Source organism: Enterobacter sp. 50588862, assembly GCF_001462935.1.
GTDB classification, from domain to species: Bacteria; Pseudomonadota; Gammaproteobacteria; order Enterobacterales; family Enterobacteriaceae; genus Enterobacter; species Enterobacter bugandensis.
Genome location: NZ_LNHM01000036.1, coordinates 343,743 through 352,310 on the forward strand (window position 1 = coordinate 343,743; position 8,568 = coordinate 352,310).

Here is an 8,568-nt window from a genome sequence, read left to right on the forward strand (position 1 = left end):
TAAACTCGGTTTAGCAAGGTGACTATACCATACTCATTTAAGCAATATCAGCGCCTTGATAGCGGTGTATTTATTACTCGGTAACAGCCTTTTGCCTCCGTTTTCGCTACAATGTGCGGCTGATTCGCATGGAGTTCTCTCATGGCGCTGAAAGCGACAATTTATAAAGCAGTGGTCAACGTGGCCGATCTTGATCGCAACCAGTTTCTGGACGCGTCGCTTACGCTGGCACGCCACCCCTCCGAAACACAGGAGCGTATGATGCTGCGCCTGCTGGCGTGGATTAAGTATGCTGATGAACGTCTGCAGTTTACCCGTGGGTTAAGCGCGGAAGACGAGCCTGAAGCCTGGCTGCGCAACGACCATCTGGGGATCGATTTATGGATTGAACTCGGTCTGCCGGACGAGCGCAGGATTAAAAAGGCGTGTACTCAGTCTGCGGAAGTGGCGTTATTCGCCTACAACCAGCGCGCGGCGGAGATTTGGTGGCAGCAAAATAAGAATAAATGCGCGCAGTTTAAAAATCTCGCCGTCTGGTATCTGGATGATGAACAGCTGGCGCAGTTGTGTGAGTTCGCCAGCCGGACGATGGCGCTGCAGGCAACGATCCAGGACGGAGCCATCTGGCTTTCTGATTCTCAGAATAATCTGGAAATTCATCTGACAGCCTGGCAGCCTGCGTCATGATCGTCTTGTCCCGAAGCGTCAGCATCCCTGATAGCGAGCTGGAGATCGCCGCCATCCGTGCTCAGGGCGCGGGCGGGCAGCACGTCAACAAGGCGTCGACGGCTATCCATTTGCGTTTTGACATTCGGGCCTCAAGCCTGCCAGAGTATTATAAAGAAAGCCTGCTTGCCGCCAGCCATCACTTGATCACCAGCGATGGCGTGATTGTGATCAAAGCCCAGGAGTACCGCAGCCAGGAATTAAACCGGGAAGCGGCGCTAGCCAGGCTGGTGGCGGTCATCAAAGAGTTAACGGCAGTACAAAAAAGCCGCCGGGCAACGCGGCCAACCCGCGCATCGAAAGAGCGTCGGCTGTCCTCGAAAGCCCAAAAATCCACAGTGAAAGCATTACGCGGTAAAGTTCGTCGCCCGATGGAGTGACGAAAGGGAACACAATTTTCATAAGGAATTCATTGTGAAAAAAGCATTATTTTCAGCGCTGGCAGTGAGTACATTGTTTGCGCTTTTCGGGTGTAACAACCGTTCTGAAACGCAGGTTTTGCAGCCAGCGCAGAATGAAGAGTTAAAGCCAATGCAGCAGAGCTGGCGCGGCGTATTGCCTTGCGCGGACTGCGAAGGCATTGAAACGTCACTGTTCCTGCAAAAAGACGGTACCTGGGTGATGAACCAACGCTACCAGGGCGCGAAAGAACCCTCTTCATTTGCCACCTACGGGACATGGGCGCGTACGGCGGAGAAGCTGGTCCTGACAGATACCACCGGTGACAAAACCTGGTTCCGCCCTAAAGGTGAGAACATGGAAATGCTCGACCGGGAAGGCAATCCGATTGAATCCCAGCTCAACTACACGCTGACGCCGGTGAAAGCGTCGCTGCCAGCCACGCCAATGGCGATGCGGGGGATGTATTTCTATATGGCGGATGCGGCGATCTTTACTGACTGCGCTACCGGTAAGAAAGTCAGCGTGGCAAACAATGCGCAGCTTGAACGTGATTACGCCGTGGCGCGCGGCAATGACAGCAAGCCGGTATTGCTGACGGTTGACGGCCACTTTACGCTGGAGCCAAACCCGGATAGCGGGGAGATGGTGAAAACGCTGGTGGCAGATAAAGACGCGAAGTTTGCCGCGGGTAAAGACTGTAACAGTAAATAATTTGACGTTGAGCCATTAAAAAACCCCGCCAGAGCGGGGTTTTTTGTTTAGCCTTTGACGGCTTTCACCAGGTAATCAAGAATATCGCCGGTCTTGATCATCTGTTTTTCGCCGCTGCGACGGTATTTGTATTCAATCTCATCGCTGTCGAGGTTACGGTCGCCGATGACGACGGTGTGCGGGATACCGATCAGTTCCATATCGGCAAACATCACGCCCGGACGCTCTTTACGGTCATCCATCAGCACTTCGATACCCTGAGCGCGCAGCTCGGCATACAGCTTCTCGGCCAGCTCCTGCACGCGGTAAGACTTGTGCATGTTCATTGGCAGAATGGCCACCTGGAACGGCGCGATATTGTCCGGCCAGACGATGCCGCGCTCGTCGTAGTTCTGCTCGATGGCCGCAGCCACCACGCGCGTTACCCCGATACCGTAGCAGCCCATGGTCAGGATCTGGTTACGGCCATCTTCACCCTGAACGGCGGCGTTCAGCGCACGAGAGTATTTATCACCCAGCTGGAAGATGTGGCCCACTTCGATACCGCGCTTGATCATCAGCGTACCCTGGCCGTCCGGGCTTGGGTCGCCTGCAACCACGTTACGGATGTCTGCCACTTCTGGCGTCGCTACGTCGCGATCCCAGTTGATGCCGAAGTAATGTTTACCGTCGATGTTAGCACCCGCGGAGAAGTCGCTCATTGCAGCAACCGTGCGGTCAATAACGACAGGAACCGGCATATTCACCGGACCGAGAGAGCCTGGGCCGGCATTCACGACGGCGCGGATTTCCGCTTCCGTGGCGAACGTCAGCGGGCTGGCGACCTGCGGCAGCTTTTCGGCTTTCACTTCGTTCAGTTCATGATCGCCACGCACCAGCAGGGCAACCAGCGGGTAAGCGCTGCCTTCGGTGGATTTCACCAGCAGCGTTTTCACGGTTTTTTCGACTGGCAGACTGAACTGCTCGACCAGCTCGGCGATGGTTTTCGCATTTGGCGTATCAACCAGCGTCATCTCTTGCGTTGCCGCGCCGCGAGGTTCTTTTGGTGCCAGCGCTTCTGCAAATTCGATGTTCGCCGCGTAGTCTGAAGAGTCAGAGAAGATCACATCGTCTTCACCGCTCTGCGCCAAAACCTGGAACTCATGGGACGCGCTACCGCCGATGGAGCCGGTATCAGCCTGCACAGCGCGGAAATCCAGACCCATGCGGGAGAAGATTTTGCTGTAAGCCTCGTACATTTTGTCGTAGGTCTCTTGCAGCGATTCCTGTGACGTATGGAAAGAGTAGGCATCTTTCATCAGGAATTCGCGAGAGCGCATCACGCCGAAACGTGGGCGCACTTCGTCACGGAACTTGGTCTGGATCTGGAAGAAGTTCAGCGGCAGCTGTTTGTAAGAGCTCAGCTCATTACGAATCAGATCGGTAATGACTTCTTCATGCGTTGGACCGAGAACGAATGGACGCTCGCCGCGATCGACGAAGCGCAGCAGTTCTGGGCCATATTGCTCCCAACGACCGCTCTCCTGCCACAGGTCAGCGGGCTGAACCACGGGCATGGACACCTCGATAGCACCGGCGTTGTTCATCTCTTCACGCACGATGTTTTCGACTTTTTTCAGGACGCGCACGCCGGTCGGCAGCCAGGTGTATAACCCGGAGGCCAGCTTGCGGATCATCCCGGCGCGCAGCATCAGCTGATGGCTGATCACTTCGGCGTCGGCAGGTGTCTCCTTCAGAGTGGAGAGCAGATATTGGCTAGTACGCATGTTGTTACGGTTCCATTTCGACGATTGGAACAGGCTGAAACGCCAGCCTGACACAAAAAAAGTGGTTTAGTTTACCAGTGTGGCAAAGATGCCAAAAGAGAGGAGAACAAAATTACCTGGGTTCAAGGGCAAACACTTCGAAACCTGCCCCAGTGACGCGCCAGCGCACGTTAAAATCCAGCAGCCAGACGGCGTACGTCTTTCCTGCTTCCTCTTCTTTACGGTAGGCCGGACGGGGGTCCTGTGCCAGAACTTCAGTGATGAAATGCCGTAAGCGAGGATAGCGTTTCTCCAGCTGACTCAGCTGTAAGGCTATCTCAGGCGTAAACGAGACTGGCATATCCGCCTGCGGTGCGTCCTGAGCGTAGCTTGCACGCGCATTCGGGAGGGATTCGGCGAAAGGCAAATAGGGTTTGATGTCGATAACCGGCGTGCCGTCAACCAGGTCCAGGCTGCCCAGCTCAAGGATGACCTGATCCTTCTGGCAACGTATGCCTTTCAGTTCAACCAGCGACATCCCGATCGGATTGGGGCGGAAGGTCGAACGAGTCGCAAACACGCCCATTCTCGCATTTCCGCCCAGGCGCGGGGGACGCACGGTGGGACGCCAGCCGCCTTCCATTGTCTGGTGAAAAACAAATACCACCCATAAGTGACTGAAAGACTCGAGCCCGCGTACCGCATCGGCCTGGTTATAAGGTGCCTGAAGATGAAGCTCGCCGCTGCCGCTGGTGACCAGACCGGGCTGGCGGGGCACGGCGAACTTCTCTTTATACGGAGAGTGGATAACGCCTATTTGCTCAAACTGAAATGCACTCATTTCGCCGTAATGTTCAGCGCAGAACCGATGCAAACCGCCTGACGGTAGCAGCCCGGCGTGCCGCTGGTGACTTCGCAGCTGTGCAGCAGCACCGCGTTAGCTTTCATTTTTGCGGCGTTAATCTGCATGCGTTTACGCGCAGTCGGGATATTCGGTGGAGAGTCCTGATTGGTTGCCTGACAGGATTCACCGCTTACTTCACCCAGTTCACGGAACGGTTTGCCGACCAGTTCGTCAGCCTTGGTGATAATGCGAACCGGCGCAGGGCGAACCACTTTCGGTTTTGCAGGCTCTGTTTTTGGCGGGGTTGCCGTGCTTTGAACGGGTTCAACAGGAGATCTGCTTAGCATAGAACAGCCGCTCAGCATGAGTGCTAAAAGACAGATCGGTAAAGCACGCATAATAATTCCTCAATGGATAATCAAAACGTCAGATATTGAATCAGGTGACTGCACAAATGACAAGACGGGCATAAGCCCGTCCTGATGATATTACACTGAGGTGAGATTACCAGCCTTTAACAGCGCCGCCGTTAAACACTTTGTTGGCTTCCTGGTAAACTTCGTCTGACTGATAGGCCTGGACGAACTTCTTCACGTTTTCCGCGTCTTTGTTATCTTCGCGAGTCACGATCAGGTTAACGTACGGAGAGTCTTTATCTTCAACGAAGATACCGTCTTTCGCTGGCGTCAGGCCAATCTGGCTGGCGTAAGTGGTGTTGATAACGGCCAGGGCAATCTGCGCATCGTCCAGAGAACGCGGCAGCTGCGGTGCTTCCAGTTCAACAATTTTCAGATTTTTCGGGTTCTCGGTGACATCCAGAACGGTTGGCAGCAGGCCAACGCCGTCTTTCAGTTTGATCAGGCCCACTTTCTGCAGCAGCAGCAGGGAGCGTCCGAGGTTGGTTGGATCGTTAGGCACGGCTACCTGAGAGCCCGGCTGCAGTTCGTCCAGCGATTTAATTTTCTTGGAGTAGCCTGCAATCGGGTAGACGAAGGTGTTACCCACGCCAACCAGCTTATAGCCGCGATCTTTGATCTGCTGATCCAGGTATGGCTTATGCTGGAAGGCGTTGGCGTCGATATCGCCTTTGCTCAGCGCTTCGTTCGGCAGAACGTAATCGTTAAAGGTTACGAGCTCAACGTCCAGCCCGTATTTTTCTTTCGCCACTTTCTGAGCAACTTCAGCAACCTGCTGTTCTGCGCCTACGATAACGCCCACTTTAATATGGTTTGGATCTTTTTCGTCCTGACCGCAACCCACCAGTGCCAGAGATCCAATCAGCGCGCCTACTGCTGCAAAGGTCTTTAATTTAAACGCCATGTTTTATCCTTAACTCATCGAGTTTGTGTTGTGTGTAACGTTATTTGTGCGTAACAGCCCGGACGATGCGATCGCCAGAGAACTGGATTAAGTAAACCAGAACAACCAGCAATACCAGAACGGTATTCATCACGGTAGCGTTATATCCAATATAGCCGTACTGATAACCAATCTGTCCTAAACCGCCAGCGCCAACTGCACCGCCCATCGCGGAATACCCTACCAGAGTAATAAGCGTAATCGTTGCCGCGTTCACCAGGCCCGGCAGTGCTTCAGGCAGCAGAACCTTGCGGACGATCTGCATAGGTGTTGCCCCCATTGCACGAGAAGCTTCAATCAAACCGGTTGGGATCTCCAGTAGGGCGTTCTCCACCATACGGGCGATAAACGGCGCAGCGCCTACGGTCAGCGGAACGATAGCCGCCTGCAGACCAATCGATGTGCCGACGATCACGCGGGTAAACGGAATCATCCACACCAGCAGAATAATAAACGGGATGGAACGGAAGATATTCACCAGCGCGGAGAGCGTACGGTAGAGCTTCGCGTTCTCATTGATTTGACCCGGACGCGTCACGTACAGCAGTACGCCTACCGGCAGGCCAATCACAAAACCAAAGAAACCCGATACAAAGGTCATTGCCAGCGTTTCCCAAACGCCGCGAACCAGTAGCCACATCATCGGCTCAGACATAACCCAGTACCTCTACTTTTACATGATGTTCTTGCAGCCAGGCGATTGCGGCCTGGGTTTCTTCTTGAGTGCCGTGCATTTCCGTCAGCATGATGCCGAACTTCACGCCACCGGCGTAATCCATCTGCGCGCTAATAATGTTGTTGTTCACGTTAAAGCGACGCGCGGTTTCGGAAAGCAGAGGGGCATCAACGGACTGACCGGTGAATTCCATACGCAACATCGGGACGCTGTCCGCCGTTGCCTCGGTTTTCAAACGCTCCAGATAATCTTCTGGAATATCCAGATGCAGCGTGGACTGAATAAACTGCTGCGCCAGCGGCGTTTTCGGATGGGAAAATACTTCGCTTACCGTGTCCTGCTCGATCAGTTCACCGTTGCTAATGACCGCCACGCAGTCGCAGATGCGTTTCACCACGTCCATCTCGTGCGTAATAAGGAGGATCGTCAGGCCCAGGCGACGGTTAATGTCCTTCAGCAGTTCCAGAATAGAACGTGTGGTGGCCGGATCCAGTGCGCTGGTAGCTTCGTCGCACAGCAGTACTTTTGGGTTGCTGGCCAGCGCGCGGGCAATAGCAACACGCTGCTTCTGCCCACCGGACAGATTTGCCGGGTAGCTATCATGCTTATCACCCAGACCCACGAGGTCGAGCAGTTCGGTAACGCGACGCTTCACTTCTTCTTTCGGCGTGTTATCCAGCTCCAGCGGTAAGGCGACGTTGCCGAACACCGTGCGGGAAGCCAGCAGGTTAAAGTGCTGGAAGATCATGCCAATTTGACGGCGCGCTTTGGTGAGTTCTTTTTCTGAAAGGGCGGTAAGTTCCTGACCGCCAACTTCTACGCTGCCCTGGGTTGGGCGCTCAAGCAGGTTAACACAACGGATCAGCGTGCTTTTACCCGCACCCGATGCGCCAATGACGCCATAAATTTGACCAGCAGGAACATGCAGGCTGACGTTGTTCAGCGCCTGAATGGTTCGGTTCCCCTGCTGGAACACTTTGGTGATATTGGAAAGTTTAATCATTAGATTATTTTTATCGTATGTAAGTTAGCCGTGGCATTTTCTTCTGCCAGATACGGGTGATGACCGTAAACAAAACGGATGTTAAGGCATCCAGACGTCTAAATCAATCCAACTCTGTACGATGAGCACTTTATTGCGCTGCGATTCATGAGATACTAGCTCAACAGGCCTTTTTCAGGAGCAAACCGGTGGCAAAATCAGTACCCGCAATTTTTCTCGACCGTGATGGCACTATTAATGTGGATCACGGTTATGTGCATGAGATCGATGAATTCGAATTTATCGACGGCGTTATAGAGGCAATGCGCCAGCTAAAAGAGATGGGCTATGCGCTGGTGGTCGTAACGAACCAGTCCGGCATCGCGCGCGGTAAGTTCACCGAAGCGCAGTTTGAGACGCTGACGGAATGGATGGACTGGTCGCTGGCCGATCGTGGGGTCGATCTTGATGGCATTTACTACTGCCCGCACCACCCGCAGGGAACGGTAGAAGAGTATCGTCAGACCTGCGACTGCCGTAAACCGCATCCGGGCATGTTTAACTCTGCGCAGGAGTTCTTGCACATTGATATGGCTGCTTCTTATATGGTGGGCGATAAGCTGGAAGATATGCAGGCGGCCGCAGCGGCGGGAGTGGGTACCAAAATATTAGTGCGTACCGGTAAGCCCGTAACACCAGAAGCAGAAAGTGCAGCGGATTGGGTGATTAATAGTCTGGCAGAGCTGCCAAAAGAGATAAAAAAGCATCAGAAATAGCCTTTTTGGCGAAAAGGTGAGCGGTCGAAATAAAAATGCATATTTCCGCTTGTCATTCCTCGGCAGCTCCCTATAATGCGCCTCCATCGACACGGCGGATGTGAATCACTTCACAGTTAACCCGGTCGGTTGAAGAGAAAAAATCCTGAAATAACGGGTTGACTCTGAAAGAGGAAAGCGTAATATACGCCACCTCGCAACGGTGAGCGAAAGCCGCGTTGCACTGCTCTTTAACAATTTATCAGACAATCTGTGTGGGCACTCAAAGTGACATGGATTCTTAATGTCTTCGGACAATAAATGAATACCAAGTCTCTGAGTGAACATACGTAATTCATTACGAAGTT

10 protein-coding genes are annotated in these 8,568 nt (G+C 53.5%); 4 read left to right on the forward strand and 6 right to left on the reverse strand.

The annotated features are described in order from the left end of the window. Window positions 1–141 precede the first annotated feature (141 nt). From APT89_RS19780 to nlpE, 3 genes are read left to right on the forward strand one after another with little or no spacing between them, the layout of a single operon-like run. Entirely contained in the window at window positions 142–687 is a 546-nt protein-coding gene (locus tag APT89_RS19780; RefSeq protein ID WP_060573354.1) for a YaeQ family protein, read from the forward strand. Next, the gene (gene arfB / locus APT89_RS19785) at window positions 684–1,106 is read left to right on the forward strand and encodes an alternative ribosome rescue aminoacyl-tRNA hydrolase ArfB (protein WP_028015595.1); all 423 of its coding nucleotides are present in this window, start codon (window positions 684–686) and stop codon (window positions 1,104–1,106) included. The genes APT89_RS19780 and arfB overlap by 4 nt, the downstream gene beginning before the upstream one ends. 34 nt (window positions 1,107–1,140) lie before the next feature. Next, a complete protein-coding gene (nlpE, locus tag APT89_RS19790) occupies window positions 1,141–1,839 on the forward strand; it encodes an envelope stress response activation lipoprotein NlpE (protein ID WP_041911181.1) in 699 nt (232 codons plus the stop codon). A 47-nt stretch (window positions 1,840–1,886) separates the two neighbouring features. Here nlpE and proS read toward each other — a convergent pair whose 3' ends face one another. The 6 genes from proS to metN all read right to left on the reverse strand — a co-directional run bounded on the left by proS (window position 1,887) and on the right by metN (window position 7,466). Beyond that, a complete protein-coding gene (gene proS, locus APT89_RS19795; protein ID WP_041911180.1) occupies window positions 1,887–3,605 on the reverse strand; it encodes a proline--tRNA ligase in 1,719 nt (572 codons plus the stop codon). Between the two features lie 112 nt (window positions 3,606–3,717). Then, window positions 3,718–4,425, reverse strand: a complete 708-nt coding sequence (gene tsaA / locus APT89_RS19800; RefSeq protein WP_041911179.1) for a tRNA (N6-threonylcarbamoyladenosine(37)-N6)-methyltransferase TrmO — start codon at window positions 4,423–4,425, stop codon at window positions 3,718–3,720. Beyond that, entirely contained in the window at window positions 4,422–4,826 is a 405-nt protein-coding gene (gene rcsF, locus APT89_RS19805) for an Rcs stress response system protein RcsF (protein WP_008501883.1), read from the reverse strand. The genes tsaA and rcsF overlap by 4 nt, the downstream gene beginning before the upstream one ends. A gap of 106 nt (window positions 4,827–4,932) precedes the next feature. Beyond that, complete coding sequence (metQ, locus tag APT89_RS19810; protein WP_014168729.1) at window positions 4,933–5,748, reverse strand: methionine ABC transporter substrate-binding lipoprotein MetQ; 816 nt, start codon at window positions 5,746–5,748, stop codon at window positions 4,933–4,935. Between the two features lie 40 nt (window positions 5,749–5,788). Further along, a complete protein-coding gene (locus APT89_RS19815; protein WP_060573356.1) occupies window positions 5,789–6,442 on the reverse strand; it encodes a methionine ABC transporter permease MetI in 654 nt (217 codons plus the stop codon). Then, window positions 6,435–7,466, reverse strand: a complete 1,032-nt coding sequence (gene metN / locus APT89_RS19820) for a methionine ABC transporter ATP-binding protein MetN (RefSeq protein WP_028015600.1) — start codon at window positions 7,464–7,466, stop codon at window positions 6,435–6,437. Before metN ends, APT89_RS19815 begins: the two co-directional genes overlap by 8 nt. A gap of 188 nt (window positions 7,467–7,654) precedes the next feature. On the opposite strand from metN, the gene gmhB reads away from it, so the two are divergent. After that, window positions 7,655–8,221 (forward strand): D-glycero-beta-D-manno-heptose 1,7-bisphosphate 7-phosphatase, encoded by a 567-nt coding sequence (gene gmhB, locus APT89_RS19825; RefSeq protein ID WP_028015601.1) that lies wholly within the window; start codon window positions 7,655–7,657, stop codon window positions 8,219–8,221. Window positions 8,222–8,568 lie beyond the last annotated feature (347 nt).